This window comes from Bradyrhizobium sp. 159 (assembly GCF_023073795.1).
Classification (GTDB): domain Bacteria; phylum Pseudomonadota; class Alphaproteobacteria; order Rhizobiales; family Xanthobacteraceae; genus Bradyrhizobium.
In genome coordinates this window covers 17,676-33,946 of sequence record NZ_JADPKE010000043.1, presented here as the reverse complement: position 1 = coordinate 33,946, position 16,271 = coordinate 17,676, and the positions used below count along the sequence as shown (strand labels likewise).

Sequence of the window (16,271 nt, the reverse complement as noted above, 5' to 3'; positions counted from 1 at the left end):
GTGCCGTCGCGGACCCCGCCGGGGTCAGGTCAGCTCGTCGCCTCGCGCGAGCATGTCGTTCAGTATCGCCTCGGCCTTCTGCTGGAGCGGCCGCGCGCCGCTCTCGGAGGCGATCGCGATGCTGGCGCGCAGCGCGGCGAGGATGGCCGCCTTGCCTTCGGCGCTGGACGCCGGCGTCACCACGGCTTCGCCAAGCAGGGCCTCGGCCTCGAGGCCCGAAAACCCCTGCTGGCGCGCCGTGTTGCGCGCCTCGCGCAGCATGTTCTGCGCAGTCCCGGCGTCGCCGAGGCGCCAGGTCGCCAGCGCCAGGTAGATCGAGCTGCGCAGCACCGCCGAAGTATAGCCGACCGCCTTCGCCTCCTCGCGCGCCTCGGTCAACATGCCCCGCGCCCGGTCGAACAGGCCCTGGTCCAGATAGGCCATGCCGAGATGGCAGGCGAGCACCGGCACGAACAGCCGGATGCCGTGCTTCTGCGCGAGGACAAAGCCGTCCTCGAGGATGGAAGCGGCGGCTGCCGGATCATTCTGCCCCAGCTTCAGCCAGCCGCCGCTATAGGCGGCCGCGACGCGGTCGTAGGGCCGACCGGTCTCCCCCGCTATCGCAGCGGCCTCGCGCTGGAGCTGCTCGGCGGCATCGAGCTCGCCCATCACGGTGTGGGTGATGCTGTTCATCATGCAGCAAAGGAGGAGCAAAGATCGTGGGGTCGTGCCGATCGGAGCACTCGCTGTTGGACCCGCGAGATGGACGCGGGCCGTGGCCAGCATCTTCTCGGCCTGATGGTAGCGGCCGGAAAGAAAATAGGCCTGCCCAAGACCATATTGGGCGAGATTGCGCCAGCCGGGATTGCCCGAGCTCTCCGCCAGATCCACCACGTCTTCCCCGATCGCGACAGCTTCGACCGGCGCTCCATAGAAGTTCTGTGCGCCCGCCCTCATGGTCATGGCCGCGACCTTGCGCTCAATATCGTTGATTGCATCGGCTCGCCGTTCGGCCTCCCTTCCCAGATCCAGGGCTTCCGCGACGCGCCCAGATCCGGCAAAGGCCAGACGTGCTTCCATTCGGATGTCAATGGCGTTCACCTCGCGCGCGTGCGTCACTGGTGTCTTGTCGAGAGATCCCATCGCAATCTCGAAATAGTCGACCGCGCCGGCATAGGCCGAGCGAACCAAACATTTTCGAGCAGCGCTCCTGCCGTGGTCGAACGCCTTCTGCCAGTCCTTTGCTCGCGTCGCGTGATAGCAGAGCGTATCCGGATCGTCGGCCCATGCCTCGTCGCCTTCGAGGGCGGCAAGTATGCTGGCATGGATGCTTTCGCGCACCTTCTCGACCATGGAATCGTAGGTCACCTGCCTGACCATCTCGTGCCGAAATTCGAGCGAGTCCTCCAACTCACTGTCGATCTTGACCAGCAGTTCGGCCCGGTCGAGTGCGGCGAGGCAATCCTGCAGAACCTTTTCCGGCAGGGCCGCTACTTTCCGCAACATGGCTTGGTTGGCCCGGCGTCCGAGCGCCGCGGCGATCTGAAGAAGTGACCTTTCCTGCCGCGACACGCGATCGAGCCGTGCCGCGATCACACCTTGAATGCTGCTGGGGATGCCGAGCTCGTCCACAGGACGCGCAACGGAAAGATCACCCCACTGGCCAAGAAGCAGGCCGCTGTCCTTCAGACTTCGGCAGACCTCCTCGATGAACAGCGGAACGTTGGCCGTGTGAGAGATGATCCGATTCTTCAGGTCCGTATTCGAGGTAGCGGGGCCAAGCATCTCCGCGAGCATGGCCAGACCCGAATCGTCGTCGAGAGGCCGCATCGCCACGATCTCCGCCTGACAATTTGCGATCCACACCGGCATTCCGTTGGGCCGCGTCGTCAGCAGCACAAGCAAATCGGGGCTTTGCAGCCCGGAGAGGGTGGCCACAATCGTGTCGCTGGCCCGATCGATCCAATGCAGGTCTTCGATCAGAAGGACAGTGCGTTGGCGACGGGCGACGCTCGCGACGATCGCGCAGCTCGCGTCTGAAATCGCGCGGCCGCGGGCGTGAGGCTCCAATTCGTCCCATTGCGGATCGGAAATCGGCAAGTCCAGGACGGCGTCGATGGCGCGCTGCTGCACCACCGGCAACGCGTCTCTGGGATCGTCCGTCCTGGTCTGATCCCTCGCAGCTGCATCAAAGACCGAGAGCAACAGGCGCTTGAGGGCGCTGTACGGAGCGCCCTGGAGATTCGGGCTGCACTCGGCATCGATCAGCCGCCAGCCGCTGGCTCGAAGGTCCTGGGCGAACTCATGTGCGAGCCGCGACTTACCAATGCCGGCATCCCCCATCAGCAGAACCGTTTGCCGGCCGGCCGCAATCCTTTCCGTCGCGCGCCATAGCAATGCCCGCTCCGTCGTGCGATCGACGAAACGGGAAACGCTGCGCGCACGTCGGACCCGCCAGCTCGACAGATCGCTTGCGCCCATGATCCGGTACACGGGCATGGGCTCGCCAAAACCACGGAGCGCTTTTCGGCCGAGGAATTCAAAGCGCACATGTCCGTCCGCGAGCTCCTGGCAGGCTTGCGAGACATAGATCTGGTTCGCCTCGGCCGCTGCTTCCAGCCGGGCTGCCAGATGCTGGGCGGCTCCGCCGATCTCATAGACTTTGGAAAATTCGCTGGCGACCATGTAGGCCACCACATGGCCTGAGTGGAGGCCAACCCGGACCTGAAGCCCGGGATCTCCCAGGCTGCCGACACGCCGGACAAGTTCGATGGCTGCGTGGCAGGCCAGCGGGGCATGGTTGTCGTCGGCGATCGGAGCGCCGAATACCGCGGCCAACCCATCGCCCAACTCTTTACTGACGATGCCGCCAAACTGGCGCACCGCGCCTCTCATCGCCGCAAGAGCCGGTTCGAGACGCGACACCGCCGCCTCCGGCTCGAGCTCGGCAACAAGTCCCGTGGAATCGACGACGTCAGCGCGCAGAATGGTCACAAAGCGTCGCTCGCTGTCGGGATCAACGCGCTCGCGCACCGCCGCTCCGCATTTGGAGCACCAGCTATCGCCGGGATCAATCGTCGACTGACACGCGAAGCAATGCATTTCAGCGCCTTCAACGAACTGCCTCGGCAGTCCCGCTCCAACGCCTGCGAGGCGTTTGGCGTACATTACCCATAGAGGAATGCATGGCAATCGGGCTTGCGGGATACGCGATGTTACCGGATCGCTCTCTGGACGAAGTACAGTCGTGGGTGGTAGCGTGCCTGCACACAACGAATGTGTGATCGGCGGCAGCGTGACGCGTATTTCGGCCGCCAGCACCAAGTTTTGACAACAGACATATCGGGGAAAGAGGCGATGGCCGGACTGGTATATAGCGGCAAGGCATTTCGAGACTTGATGAACAGAAATTACTATCCCCTGGCGAACATGAAAAAGAGCGTCGCGAAGCTCAAGGAATCGGACGACATCGATCTGCCGACGCTGGAATATGGCCAGTATCACCTGATCCTGAACCCGCCATCCAAGTGGCCGCAGGGAAGCGCCAAGTACTGGCACAAGGAGAAGGGCCGGGCCCGCGTCGACCTCAGCACCCAGCCGAACACGGCTCCGCTGTCCAAGGACGAGCCCGGTGTCATCCCTCTGACGCGATGCGATCTGCTCGATGCCTGCGTCCGGAAGTGCTTCAATTCCGAACCGCCGATCCCGATGAAGACGAACATCATCACGCACAAGGCGAGCGATGCCTATGCGCACCGCCACGAGATCCGGCTGGAGTGGGAGTACAGGAACGGCGAGGACAAGGCGCCGACGCTGCTCTATCTGACGATGGTCTGTCCGCATCGATCGTGATCTTCAGAAGCATTCTTCTTGGTTCAAGAACCCATTGCCGCCCGCGACAGGCGCGCGGGCGTCTTGTTGCGACTGATGCCACCCGCCAAGGCGTGCCGTCCGTCGCTCTACCCCTTCGAGCGCACCCCATGACAACCTCGTTGTCAGCATCGTGTAGCCGAGAGCTGAGGCCACGGCCGCAACGCGTCGCGCCTGTCCTAGCCGCCGTCATGGGCCTGTCGCACGAAGATGCTCGGTTACGCCTCACTGTTCGCGCGAATCGCTTCCTCAGAAGTCGTCGTGCGCCGTGACAGGAGCGGCCGATGCCCGTTGGACTGTTGGAGGTTGAAGGTACGATTGATGTCGGCCAGTTCTGGCCGGAGGGGCGGTCGGACGCCGACACCACCAAGGTCGTGGTGGCCATCGCGCCGGACGCGATCCGCTTCCGCAAGAACGACTCGTCGCCATTCCAGCCGACCCACGCCTTCGAGGGCGCCAAGGTCAAGGGCCGGACCGCAACGGCACCGATCAAGAACGGCAAGCTCACCGTCCGCCTCCAGGGCATCGACGCACCGGAGCTGCACTACCAGCCCTCGCCACTCTCGACGGCCGAGAAGAAGGGTCTGACGCAGGCCAAGCGGCAGGCCTATCACGAGGTCACGCATTCCTACCGACAATTCCTCGGCGCCACCGCGAGCAAGGTGCTGCACGATTTCCTCAGCCGTCCCGGCGAAGTCACCCTTCCCTGCCGCGTGTTCACCCATGTCGATGCGCCGAACGAGGTGTTCGACACCTATGGGCGGCTGGTCGGCGACATCGAGGTGACGGTTGGTGGCGAGACAATCGACATCAATCACTGGCTGGTCGAGCAGGGCTTTGCCTATCCGACGTTCTACTCCTCGATGAACGAGGATGAGATCAAGGCCTTCCTCGCGCTCGCCAAGACGGCGCGCGCAAAGAAGCTGCCGGTCTGGAAACATCTCGCCAAGACGATTGGCCCCTTCGACTTCGGCCTGCGCGAGCCCAGGGCCGGCGAGACCGCCGTGCTCGCGACCGACAAGGGCCCGGTGATCCTGCCAAAGCTCTACCGCCGCTACACCAACTGGTCGGCGCGCAAGAAGGCCAAGATCACGAGCCAGACCTTCCAGAAGTTTTTGGGCGAAGGCTCCGGCGGCAAGCCCGACACCTGTTACGAAATCGATGACTTCCTGGCGAACGGCGTGCACTCGGCGACGCCGCGCAATTTTGCGGAGTTCGTCGAGGGCGGGAAGACGATCAAGTTTCAGCCAGAGGGGCTGGTGTTTGGGGAGGCACCGTCGACGCTGGTGGGCGCGGATGGGAAGGTGGTTAGGGAGTTTTGAGGCGCAGGATTTAGCAAACAAACATTTACCAAACAAAAATGGCCCGCTTCATGCGGGCCATTTTCATATCAGATCCGGTCAATCCGAATTTGGTTGCGGGGATAGGATTTGAACCTATGACCTTCAGGTTATGAGCCTGACGAGCTACCGGGCTGCTCCACCCCGCGTTAAACACTTGCTTTGCCTTCGCCAAAGGCCGGGGACGGTCGGTTAGGGCCGGCGCTGTTCGCGTGGCTTGCTTCGTCCGTCCCAAAGGCTTCCTTGGAAGGCGACCCGGGGCAAAGCCCGTCGGGTGCGGGGCGTATGTAACAAGGCGGGCTGCCTTTGGAAAGGGCTGCGGGAACGTTTTTTTCGACTTTGTGACAGGCGGATGGACCGGTTTTGGGGCCGTTTCGGCATGCACTTGCCAGGAGTTCCGCAAAGAGCCAGCTTGGCCGTAACAAAATCAGGGCGCAACGTCATTTAGGGGATGCTGCCATGGACCGTGCCTTGGACAATCCCTGACAAACACCCCGCTGCAGGCGCTGGAGGATGCCTTTCGGTGCCATGGTCGCGCGGTCGCGGCCGAGCCGGCTCGCGGCGGCCGCGGGACGCAATCGGACGCCTTTGTCCGGGACGAGACCGGAGTAAAGCTCTCGCGCGCCAATAGCGCAGCGTAGCTCAATTCAATAAGAACCCGCCGTCCACCGTCACCACACTGCCCGTCATGTAGCGCGAGGCGTTCGACGCCAGCAACAGGATCGCGCCGTCGAGATCGGACTCGGCGCCGACGCGGCGCTGCGGGATGCGCTTGGCCAGGCGCTCGCCTGCGGGCGTCGACCAGAAGGCGTGGTTCATCTCGGTATCGATATAGCCGGGCGCGAGCGCGTTGATCCGGATGTTCTGGCCCGCGAGCTCCAGCGCCATCGCCTTGGTCGCCTGGAGGATGCCGGCCTTAGAGATCGCGTAAGGAGAGACCGCCTTCAGCACGCCGGTGCCGAGCACGGAGGCGATGTTGACGATGTTGCCCGGCTGCTTGCGCGCGATCATGCGCCGCGCCACTTCCGTCGCGAGGAAATAGGCGCCCTTCAGGTTGGCACCGATCACGGCATCCCAGTCAGCCTCGGTCTGCTCGGTCGCGAGCTTCTCGATGGCAATGCCGGCATTGTTGATCAGCACGGTGACCGGCCCGAGCGCAGCTTCCGCCGCATCGACCGCCCTGGCGATCGACGCGGTGTCGGTGACGTCGAGCGCGACGGCAGCGGCGCGGCCGCCATTGCCGCGGATCTCTTCTTCCAGGCTCTTCAGCTTGTCGGTCTGCCGCGCCGCGAGCGCGACGGATGCACCATGGGCCGCCAGCACTCGGGCAAATTGCCGTCCCAGCCCCTGGCTCGCGCCGGTCACGAGGATGGTTTCTTCACTGACGTCGAATAGGTCTGCCATGACGATTTCCTTGGGCGTAATCCCTGAGCTTTTGAAGCCATCAATACAGACGATTTTAGCGATCTGAAACCGGAATGATCGGCTCGGCGTTCATTCGTTCCAGCGCAGCAACGTTTCCTGAGGTGAGCTCGCAGGCATGAACAGTTTCGATCTCGCGGTCTATTCGGCACTCGCCATCGCGGTCGGCCTCGGTTTCAGGACCGGGCTGCTGCGCAGCGCTGTGACCATCCTCGCCTATCTGCTCGCCGCGCCGATGGCGGTGGCGCTGATGCCGCTGATCGCGCCGCAGATCGCAGCCAACGCGAATTCACCGCTGCTCCAGAACTGGATCTGGTTCTTCGCCATCTTTGTGGTGATCGGCATGCTGCTCGGGCATATCGGCCGCACCGCCCTGAACGACACCATCGGCGAGGCCGGCATCGGCGACCGGCTCGGCGGCGCCGCGCTCGGCACCATCAGGGTCGGCCTCGTCGCCACCACACTGGTAGCGGTGTTCGACCAGATCGTGCCGGCCAACCGCCAGCCGCCTTTTCTCGCGGGCTCGCATCTGCGCCCGCTGTTCTCGACGGTAGGACAGATGGGATTCAAGTCGCTGCCGCCGGAGGCGGCTGCCGCGATCGACCGCCTCAAGCAGGAGCGGCGCATCTGAGGCGCGATCAGATCGCGCTTTGTTGTTTGGGCATGATCTCTTTAGAAAACCGCGATACATTCTTCCGGACCATGCCTCCGCATTTGCATCGCCGCAGCGCGCGCCATGCATTTTGAAGCGGGCCCGTCCCTTATCAGCAGCGTCGAGGTTGGATAGAGTAGCCGCCGTCCAAAACCTACCTGACATTACGGGAGTGAAACAGTGGATCTTGGGATCAAAGGTCGCCGCGCCATCGTCTGCGCATCCAGCAAGGGCCTCGGGCGCGCCTGCGCCATCTCGCTGGCCGAGGCCGGGGTTCATGTCACCCTGACCGCGCGCGGCGCCGAGGCCTTGAAGAAGACGGCCGACGACATCCGCAAAGCCTATTCCGGCGTGACCGTCACCGAGATCGTCGGCGACATCACGACGCCGGCAGGCCGCGAGGCCGTGCTGAAGGCCTGCCCCGAGCCTGATATCCTGATCAACAATGCCGGCGGCCCGCCGCCCGGCGATTTCCGCAACTGGACCCGCGACGATTGGATCAAGGCAATCGACGCCAACATGCTCACCCCGATCGAGCTGATCAAGGCGACGGTGGACGGCATGATGGCGCGCAAGTTCGGCCGCATCGTCAACATCACCTCGGCCGCCGTCAAGGCGCCGATCGACATCCTCGGCCTTTCCAACGGCGCGCGCGCCGGCCTCACCGGCTTCATCGCCGGCCTGTCGCGCAAGACCGTGATCAACAACGTCACCATCAATGGCCTGTTGCCTGGCCCGTTCGAGACTGACCGCCTGACCGGCACCGCCAAGGCCGAGGCCGACAAGCGCGGCGTCACGCCGGAGCAGATCCTGGCCGAGCGCGCCAAGCAGAACCCCGCCGGCCGCTTCGGCCAGCCCGACGAGTTCGGTTATGCCTGCGCCTTCCTTTGCGGCGCCAAGGCCGGCTTCATCACCGGGCAGAACATTTTGCTGGATGGCGGCGCGTTCCCGGGGACCCTGTAGTCGCGCATCTCGCTCTCCCCGTTCTTACGGGGAGAGCATTCTCCGTCTCACCGCTGCTTGGTCGGTTCGTCCTCGTCCTGCTGACTTGGAGCGGAGGAATCAGCGGTGGTGCGCTCATCGGTCCAGTCGATGCCGAATGCGTCGAGACCGTCGGCGAGCAGATCGCCCAGCATGGGCTCGCCGAGCAGATAGTGCACCGTTTCGCGGCGCGGACTGCGATATTCATTCCGCGCCTCCACTGCGCGGGTGCGCAAATCGTCCCAATCATCGATCGTGCCGTCGCCGCGGCCGAGCCACGTCAGCGCGACGAGATCGAGCTGCTCGTCCTCGTTCAGGGCAATCATGAAGCTCCCGAGCTCTTGGACGACAGGATCGGAGCCGTCGTCCTCGAGAACGTCGAGCGCATCGTCATCGCTCGGGTTCGAGCCGGAATCCGGATCGGAATCGCCCTCCTTGACGTCCAATTCGCGCGCCTTCTCGATGATAAAAGCGACTTTTTCAGCGGATATTGCAAGCTCTGGCATGGCTCCTCCTCCGGTTCCCGCGATAACGCCGCATCGCGTCAGATGATCCATTGCGCTCCATGGCGGAAGGCCGCATGTTTCGGCACCAAAACAAGAACATGGGAAGGCGCCGATGCAGTGGAAGGTGGGCAGGGTCAAAATCACGAAGGTGGTGGAATTGGAGACGGTCGGCTCGACCCGCTTCATCCTGCCGCTCGCAGGGAACGCAGAGATCCAGAAGTTGCCCTGGTTGATCCCGCATTTCGCCACCGAAGAAGGCCGGCTGAAGATGTCGATCCATTCGCTGGTGGTGGAGACGCCGACGCGCCGGATCGTGGTCGACACCGGGCTCGGCAACGACAAGCAGGGCCGCAACGTCCCAACCTGGAATCATCGCAGCACACCATTTCTGGAGACGATGACGGCGGCAGGCTTCGCGCCTGACAGCATCGACACGGTGCTGTGCACGCATCTTCACGTCGATCATGTCGGCTGGAATACGAAGCTGGTCGACGGCAAATGGCTGCCCACCTTTGCGAATGCGCGCTACGTGTTCGGCAAGACCGAATACGAGCACTGGCGCGACCACTCCGCCGAACCGGACAAGGCAGCGGTGTTCAATGATTCCGTGCAGCCGATCGTCGATGCCGGCAGGGCCGATCTGATCGCGAGCGACCGCCAGCTCTACGACGAGATCAGCATGATCCCGACGCCAGGCCACAGCCCCGGCCATATGAGCATCCTGATCCAGTCCGACGGCGAGCAGGGCCTGCTCACCGGCGACGTCGCCCACCACCCCTGCCAGATGGCGCATCTCGACTGGTCCTCGACCGCGGATTCCAACCAGGCGCAATCGGCCGAAACGCGGCGCGACTTGTTCGGCCGCTTTGCCGACACGCCGACGCTGGTGATCGGCGGGCATTTCTCGGCCGGGCATATCAAGCGGGATGGCGACGCGTTCAGGTTTGTGGCGCTGGGGTGACGGTACTCCTCATGGTGAGGAGCGCGTCTTCGCGCGTCTCGAACCATGAAGGCCCCGCCCGCGGCCATCCTTCGAGATGCCCGCCTTCGGCGGGCCCTCAGGATGAGGGGGTGTAATGCGGAAACGCCCGGCAGTGAGCGGTTGAATTTCCCGCCGCCCTGTTCCATGAAGCTGTTCAACCGATCGGTCTATTCCCAGGGAGAAACGAGAATGAAGCTTGTTCGTTATGGCGAGAAGGGTGCGGAAAAGCCCGGCCTGATCGACAAATCCGGCCAGTTGCGCGACCTGTCGGCGCATGTGAAGGACCTGACCGGTGAGGCCTATTCGCCGGAATCTCTGAAAAAGCTGGCGAGCCTCGACCCCGCCTCGCTGCCCGCGGTGTCCGGCAAGCCCCGCTTCGGCGCACCGGTCACCGGCATCTCGAAATTCGTCGCCATCGGCCTCAATTACAGCGACCACGCCAAGGAGACGGGCGCTGCGATCCCGACCGAGCCGATCATCTTCATGAAGGCCAACACCTCGCTCTCCGGCCCGAACGATCCGGTCGAGAAGCCGCGCGGCTCGACCAAGCTCGACTGGGAAGTCGAGATCGCCGCGATCATCGGCACCCGCGCCAAATATGTCTCGGAAGCCGATGCGCTGAACTACGTCGCCGGCTATTGCGTCTGCAACGACGTCTCCGAACGCAACTTCCAGACCGAGCGCCTGGGCCAATGGACCAAGGGCAAGTCGCACGACACGTTCGGCCCGCTCGGCCCATGGCTCGCCACCAAGGACGAGATCAAGGACGTGCAGGACCTCTCGATGTGGCTCGACGTCAACGGCCAGCGCCGCCAGACCGGCTCGACCAAGACCATGATCTTCTCCATGGCCAAGTGCGTCTCCTATGTGTCGCAGTTCATGACGCTGTTGCCCGGCGACATCATCACCACGGGCACCCCGCCCGGCGTCGGCCTCGGCATGAAGCCGCCGACCTTCCTCAATGTCGGCGACGTCGTCACGCTCGGCATCGAAGGTCTCGGCGAGCAGCGCCAGGAGATCATCGCGGCGTAGGCTCTCCGCCCTCATCCTTAGGAACGCGCAATGCGCGTCTCGAAGGATGCGCCAATAACACGGTCACTCGACGCATTGGCCGGGTGACGAGAGAACGCCTCCCATTCCGTCCTTCGAGACGCGCGCCGAAGAGGCGCACTCCTCAGGATGAGGCGTGTGTGTTTGGATAGAGGTTATTCAGATGAAACTCACCTTCTCCCCCGCCTCGCCCTTCGCCCGCAAGGTGCGCATCGCTGCGGTCGAACTCGGGCTGATCGACAAGATCGAGCTCGTGCCCGCAACCGTCGCGCCGGGCACCGCCAACGAGGATTATTCGCGCATCACGCCGCTGAAGAAGCTGCCGGTGCTGATCACCAATGACGGCGACGTGATTTTGGACTCCTACGTCATCGTCGAATATCTCAACGAGATCGCCGGCGGCAGCCTGATCCCGGACTACGGGCCGCGGCGCTGGAAGACCAAGACCAACCACTCGCTGCTCAACGGCATGCTCGATTCCATGCTGCTGTGCCGCTACGAGAAGATGGTGCGGCCGCAGGGCCTGCAATGGCAGGCATGGTCGGACGACCACTGGAACAGGGCCTGGACGGGCATGGCACGCTTCGAGAATATGCCAGAGGTGCTGAACGGCCCGTTCGACATCTCGCAGATCGGCCTCGTTTGCGTGCTCGGCTATGCCGACTTCCGCTTCGCCGATTGCGGCTGGCGCCAAGCCTATCCCAAGCTCGACGCCTTCCATCAGAGAATGCTGGAGCGGCCTTCCGTGAAAATCTCGGTGCCGCCTCCGGCATAATTCGCAGGAGCTCTCATGAGCCTCAAATACTCCGTCGGCGATCTCACCATCCATCGCGTCATCGAGCAGGAAGTCCCGTTCTTCCCGGCGCTGGAGTTCATTCCCGGGCTGACGGCGGAGGTGCTGGCCGAGAACCGCGCATGGATGCGGCAGGCCAAGGCACTGGACGAGCAGGACACGCTGATCCTGTGCTTCCAGTCCTACGTGGTGAAGACGCCGCATCACACCATCCTGATCGACAGTTGCATCGGCAACGACAAGCCGCGGCCGCAGCGGCCGAAATGGCACATGAAGACCGACGACACGTATCTGCGCGGGCTCAATGCTGCCGGCGTGTCGGTGGACGACATCGACTTCGTGATGTGCACGCATCTGCATGCGGATCATGTCGGCTGGAACACCCGGCTCGAGAACGGCCGCTGGGTACCGACCTTCCCCAAGGCGCGCTACGTCTTCGCCAAGCGTGAGTTCGACTACTGGACCGAGCAGAATGCGAAGGCGGAGGTCCCGCCCTTTGCCGACAGCGTGCTGCCGGTGGTGGAGGCGGGGCGCCACGAACTCGTCGGCAGTGACCATCAGATCGGCGATCACATCCGCATCCTGCCGACGCCGGGCCACACGCCGGGCCATGTCGCCTTCACTGTCGGACGCGGCAAGGACGATGCGGTGTTCTCCGGCGATCTCATCCACTCGCCATTGCAGGCGCTCTATCCCGAGTTGTCGATGAAGTTCGACGTCGATCAGGCGACAGCGGCGAAAACGCGCCGCGGCTTCCTGGAGCGCTATTGCGACACCGACACGCTGTGCTGCACGGCGCATTTCCCCTCGCCGTCGGTGGGCAAGATCAAGCGCAAGGGCAGCGGCTTCGTCTGCGCGGCGGCCTAGCGGAACGACCTCTCTTCACATGCCCGGGCTTGTGCCTGGCATCTAGGTTCTTACAATCAACGGCAACGAAGAACGTAGATGGCCGGGACAAGCCGGGCCATCACGAGGAAGCGCCTATGGCCGATCTCCCCGACGTCCCGCTCCCCGCCGGCATCCGCGCACGCTATGTCGATGGCATCAACGGCTTGCGCATGCATGTGCTGGAAGCCGGGTTCGAAACCGGGGGCCGGCCGTGCATTCTCTTGCTGCACGGCTTTCCCGAGCTGGCCTTCTCCTGGCGCAAGGTGATGCCGGTGCTAGCTGCGGCGGGCTATCACGTGATCGCGCCGGACCAGCGCGGCTATGGGCGCACGATGGGATGGCGCGCCGAGTACGACGGCGATCTCGCGCCCTTCTCGCTCTTCAACCTGGTACGTGATGCGCTCGCCCTGGTGGCGGCTTTCGGCTACCGACAGGTCGATGTGGTCGGGCACGATTTCGGCAGCGCGGTCGCGGCCTGGTGCGCCCTGAGCCGGCCCGACGTGTTTCGCTCGGTGACGATGATGAGCGCGCCGTTCGGTGGACCGCCGCCGCTGCCTTTCAACACAGTCGACACGCCGGCAAAGCCTGCGGCCGAAGACGCCGTGCATCGCGAACTCGCCGCGCTGCCGCGTCCGCGAAAACACTATCAATGGTACTATTCGACACGCGCGGCCAACGCCGACATGCACTGCGCGCCGCAGGGCGTGCACGATTTCCTGCGCGCCTACTATCATCACAAGAGCGCGGACTGGTCCGACAACAAGCCGTATCCGCTGGCATCATAGTCGGCGAATGAACTGGCGAAGCTGCCGACCTATTACGTGATGGACCTGAACGAGACGATGGCTGAGACGGTGGCCAAGGAGATGCCGTCGCCGAGCGCGATCGCCGCCAATCAATGGCTACCGGACCGCGAGCTCGCCTACTACAGCGCCGAATATGGCCGCACCGGATTCCAGGGCGGGCTGCAATGGTATCGCTGCGGCACCTCGGGCGCTTTCAATCGCGAACTGCAATTGTTCTCTGGCCGCGGCATCGACGTGCCCTCCTGTTTCATCTCGGGCAAGCAGGATTGGGGCACCTATCAACGCCCCGGCGCGTTCGAGGCGATGCAGGCGCGCGCGTGCACGAAGATGCTCGGCTGCCATCTCGTCGATGGCGCCGGCCATTGGGTGCAGCAGGAGCAGCCCGCCGAAGTCGGCCGGCTGTTGCTGGACTTCCTCGCCAAGGCCCGCACCGGCTGATTTGACCGGGGAACCGCGGCGACCTATAGTTTAGAATAATTCTAAACTAATGGCAGGACCGTCGTGAAGAACTTTGCCGACCTGACCGAGCGCGAGGTGCTTGCGGTCGCGATTTCCTCCGAGGAGGAGGACAGCCGCATCTACATGACCTTCGCCGAGGACTTGCGCGAGCGCTACCCGGACACGGCCAAGATCTTCGAGGAGATGGCCGAGGAGGAACGCGGCCACCGGCATCGCCTGCTCCAGCTCTACGAGGAGCGTTTTGGTTCGCATCTGCCGCCGATCCGCCGCGAGGACGTGAAGGGCTTCCTGCGCCGCCGCCCGATATGGCTGACCAAGAACCTGCCGCTCGACACGATCCGGAAGGAAGTCGAGACCATGGAGCTCGAAGCCGAGCGCTTCTACGCGCGGGCTGCCGAGCAGGCGGAGGATGTCGGTGTGCGCCGCCTGCTCGGCGATCTCGCCGAGGAAGAGAGGCATCACGAGAATCGGGCCGTCGCGCTCACCGACGAGATCCTCAAGCCCGACGTGCGCGCCGAGGAGGACCGGACACGGCGGCGGATGTTTGTGCTGCAATATGTGCAGCCGGGCCTCGCGGGCCTGATGGACGGATCGGTCTCAACGCTGGCGCCGCTGTTTGCGGCCGCCTTCGCCACGCATCAGAACTGGCAGACATTTCTGGTCGGCCTTGCCGCGTCGATCGGCGCCGGCATCAGCATGGGCTTTGCGGAAGCTCTCTCCGACGACGGCTCGCTAACGGGGCGCGGCTCGCCCTGGCTGCGCGGCCTCACGTGCGGCGCGATGACGACGCTCGGCGGGCTCGGCCACACCGCGCCCTATCTCGTGCCCGACAGCTGGGCCAACGCATTCTGGGTCGCGACCGCCATCGCCTGCGTCGTCGTGTTCTTCGAATTGTGGGCGATCGCCTTCATCCGCTCGCGCTACATGGACACGCCGTTTCTCCAGGCCGTGTTCCAGATCGTGCTCGGCGGCGCCATCGTGCTGGCGGTGGGGATCGTGATCGGGGCGGCGTAGTAGCCTCACCCCCGGTGTCATCGCCCGCCTTGGCCGGCTGGAGAGAGCTTGGCGACGCCCGAGACGGCGCTACTACTCCCGCACTCTCTGCTGCAACCGCGCCATCGCGATGCCGTCCCGCGCGAGCTGATCGGCGCGCTCGTTCTCCGGATGCCCGGCATGGCCCTTGACCCAATGCCAGCGGACCTCGTGCTGCTTCAGCGCGGCATCGAGACGCTGCCATAGCTCGACATTCTTCACCGGTTTCTTGTCGGCGGTGCGCCAGCCGTTGCGCTTCCACCCGAAGATCCACCCCGTGATGCCCTGACGGACATATTGGCTGTCGGTGTAGAGATCGACCGTGCACGGCCTCTTCAGTGCTTCGAGCGCTGAGATCGCCGCCATCAACTCCATCTGGTTGTTGGTGGTGTGACGCTCGCCGCCGTTCAGCTCCTTCTCCTTGTCGCCGAACTTCAGGATTGCGCCCCAGCCGCCCGGACCGGGATTTCCCGAGCAGGCGCCGTCGGTATAGATCGTGACGTTAGGAAGCTCGCTCACGCCACCAGTCCTGACGGCATCAGCCCATAGTCGCGCACGCTCGTCACGCTCTGGTGGAAGCGCAGCTTGCGGACATATTCCAGCGGATCCTTTGGCCGCACCAGCGCGCCCGGCGGCACGTTGAGCCAGTCGACCAGCCGCGTCAGCAGGAAACGGATCGCAGCGCCGCGCGCGAGCAGCGGCAGCGCCGCCTCTTCGGCTTCGGAGAGCTTTCGCACCCGGCCATAGGCATTGAGGAAGGCGCGCGCCTTGGTGACGTTGAAGGAATGATCCGGCTCGAAACACCAGGCGTTGAGGCAGATCGCGACGTCATAGGCCAGCATGTCGTTGCAGGCGAAGGTGAAGTCGATCATCCCCGAGAGCCGGTCGCCGAGAAAGAAGACGTTATCGTTGAAGAGGTCGGCATGGATCACGCCCTCCGGTAGATTGGTGGGCCAGACCCCGCTCGAGAGATGATCGAGCTCCGCGGCGAGAAAGACGCGCAGCCCCGGCTGCACCTCGTCGGCGCGGCTTGCGGCCGCATCGAACAGCGGCCGCCAGCCCGCGACCGAGAGCGCATTGGCGCGCTTGATCGCAAAGTTGGCGCCAGCCAGGTGCATTTTCGCCAGCGCCTCGCCGACGCCGGCGCAATGGGCCACATTCGGCTTGCGCGGCCACATGCCCTCGAGAAAGGTGATGATCGCGGCCGGCCGGCCCGCCAGCTCGCGCAGCGCCTCGCCGTCCCTCGCCTTCACCGGCAACGGGCAGTTGATGCCATGCTCGGCGAGATGCGTCATCAGCGCGAGGAAGAACGGCAGGTCGTTCTTCGCCACGCGCTTCTCATAGAGCGTGAGGATGAACGAGGCCTGCTTGTTTCCCTGGCTCGTGTGCAGCAGGAAGTTGGAGTTTTCGACGCCCTCGGCGATGCCCTTGTAGGAGAGCAGTTCGCCGAGATCGTATTGCTTCAGGAAATCCGCAAGCTCATCGGCGGCAACGTCGGTGTAGACCGCCAT

14 protein-coding genes, 1 tRNA gene and 1 pseudogene are annotated in these 16,271 nt (G+C 64.0%); 10 read left to right on the top strand and 6 right to left on the bottom strand.

The window, feature by feature from the left end; genetic code table 11:
- Positions 1-24: 24 nt before the first annotated feature.
- Positions 25-3,081, bottom strand: coding sequence for an AAA family ATPase (locus IVA96_RS11395; RefSeq protein ID WP_247417241.1), 3,057 nt, complete (start codon positions 3,079-3,081; stop codon positions 25-27).
- Positions 3,082-3,336: 255 nt separating this feature from the next.
- Between IVA96_RS11395 and IVA96_RS11390 the strand changes: the two genes are divergently transcribed.
- Both IVA96_RS11390 and IVA96_RS11385 read left to right on the top strand, forming a co-directional pair.
- Complete coding sequence (locus tag IVA96_RS11390) at positions 3,337-3,831, top strand: hypothetical protein (protein ID WP_247277917.1); 495 nt, start codon at positions 3,337-3,339, stop codon at positions 3,829-3,831.
- A 302-nt stretch (positions 3,832-4,133) separates the two neighbouring features.
- Positions 4,134-5,171, top strand: a complete 1,038-nt coding sequence (locus IVA96_RS11385) for a thermonuclease family protein (RefSeq protein WP_247277918.1) — start codon at positions 4,134-4,136, stop codon at positions 5,169-5,171.
- A 90-nt stretch (positions 5,172-5,261) separates the two neighbouring features.
- Here IVA96_RS11385 and IVA96_RS11380 read toward each other — a convergent pair.
- Positions 5,262-5,338: transfer RNA gene (locus IVA96_RS11380), tRNA-Met, on the bottom strand.
- 493 nt (positions 5,339-5,831) lie between these two features.
- Positions 5,832-6,593 carry an SDR family oxidoreductase gene (locus tag IVA96_RS11375; protein ID WP_247277919.1) on the bottom strand — a complete coding sequence of 254 codons (762 nt, stop codon included), beginning with the start codon at positions 6,591-6,593 and terminating at the stop codon, positions 5,832-5,834.
- Between the two features lie 136 nt (positions 6,594-6,729).
- Between IVA96_RS11375 and IVA96_RS11370 the strand changes: the two genes are divergently transcribed.
- Together IVA96_RS11370 and IVA96_RS11365 are read left to right on the top strand one after the other, a co-directional pair.
- Complete coding sequence (locus tag IVA96_RS11370; RefSeq protein ID WP_247277920.1) at positions 6,730-7,242, top strand: CvpA family protein; 513 nt, start codon at positions 6,730-6,732, stop codon at positions 7,240-7,242.
- A 201-nt stretch (positions 7,243-7,443) separates the two neighbouring features.
- Entirely contained in the window at positions 7,444-8,226 is a 783-nt protein-coding gene (locus IVA96_RS11365) for an SDR family oxidoreductase (RefSeq protein WP_247277921.1), read from the top strand.
- A gap of 47 nt (positions 8,227-8,273) precedes the next feature.
- Here the strand turns inward: IVA96_RS11365 and IVA96_RS11360 are convergent, their stop codons facing one another.
- Positions 8,274-8,750 carry a DUF3775 domain-containing protein gene (locus tag IVA96_RS11360; RefSeq protein WP_247277922.1) on the bottom strand — a complete coding sequence of 159 codons (477 nt, stop codon included), beginning with the start codon at positions 8,748-8,750 and terminating at the stop codon, positions 8,274-8,276.
- A 112-nt stretch (positions 8,751-8,862) separates the two neighbouring features.
- Between IVA96_RS11360 and IVA96_RS11355 the strand changes: the two genes are divergently transcribed.
- From IVA96_RS11355 to mbfA, 6 genes and pseudogenes are all read left to right on the top strand, one after another.
- Entirely contained in the window at positions 8,863-9,711 is an 849-nt protein-coding gene (locus IVA96_RS11355; RefSeq protein ID WP_247277923.1) for an MBL fold metallo-hydrolase, read from the top strand.
- Positions 9,712-9,921: 210 nt separating this feature from the next.
- Positions 9,922-10,764 (top strand): fumarylacetoacetate hydrolase family protein, encoded by an 843-nt coding sequence (locus tag IVA96_RS11350; protein WP_247277924.1) that lies wholly within the window; start codon positions 9,922-9,924, stop codon positions 10,762-10,764.
- A gap of 181 nt (positions 10,765-10,945) precedes the next feature.
- On the top strand, positions 10,946-11,557 hold the full coding sequence (locus tag IVA96_RS11345) for a glutathione S-transferase family protein (protein WP_247277925.1): 612 nt from the start codon (positions 10,946-10,948) through the stop codon (positions 11,555-11,557).
- Positions 11,558-11,572: 15 nt separating this feature from the next.
- Positions 11,573-12,442 (top strand): MBL fold metallo-hydrolase, encoded by an 870-nt coding sequence (locus tag IVA96_RS11340; RefSeq protein WP_247277926.1) that lies wholly within the window; start codon positions 11,573-11,575, stop codon positions 12,440-12,442.
- Between the two features lie 116 nt (positions 12,443-12,558).
- Positions 12,559-13,707 (top strand): annotated as a pseudogene (locus IVA96_RS35695) (alpha/beta hydrolase).
- A 63-nt stretch (positions 13,708-13,770) separates the two neighbouring features.
- Entirely contained in the window at positions 13,771-14,742 is a 972-nt protein-coding gene (mbfA, locus tag IVA96_RS11325) for an iron exporter MbfA (protein WP_247277927.1), read from the top strand.
- Positions 14,743-14,814: 72 nt separating this feature from the next.
- On the opposite strand, the gene rnhA is transcribed toward mbfA, so the two are convergent.
- Positions 14,815-15,279, bottom strand: coding sequence for a ribonuclease HI (gene rnhA, locus IVA96_RS11320; protein WP_247277928.1), 465 nt, complete (start codon positions 15,277-15,279; stop codon positions 14,815-14,817).
- On the bottom strand, positions 15,276-16,271 hold the full coding sequence (locus IVA96_RS11315; protein WP_247277929.1) for a homoserine kinase: 996 nt from the start codon (positions 16,269-16,271) through the stop codon (positions 15,276-15,278). The genes rnhA and IVA96_RS11315 overlap by 4 nt, the downstream gene beginning before the upstream one ends.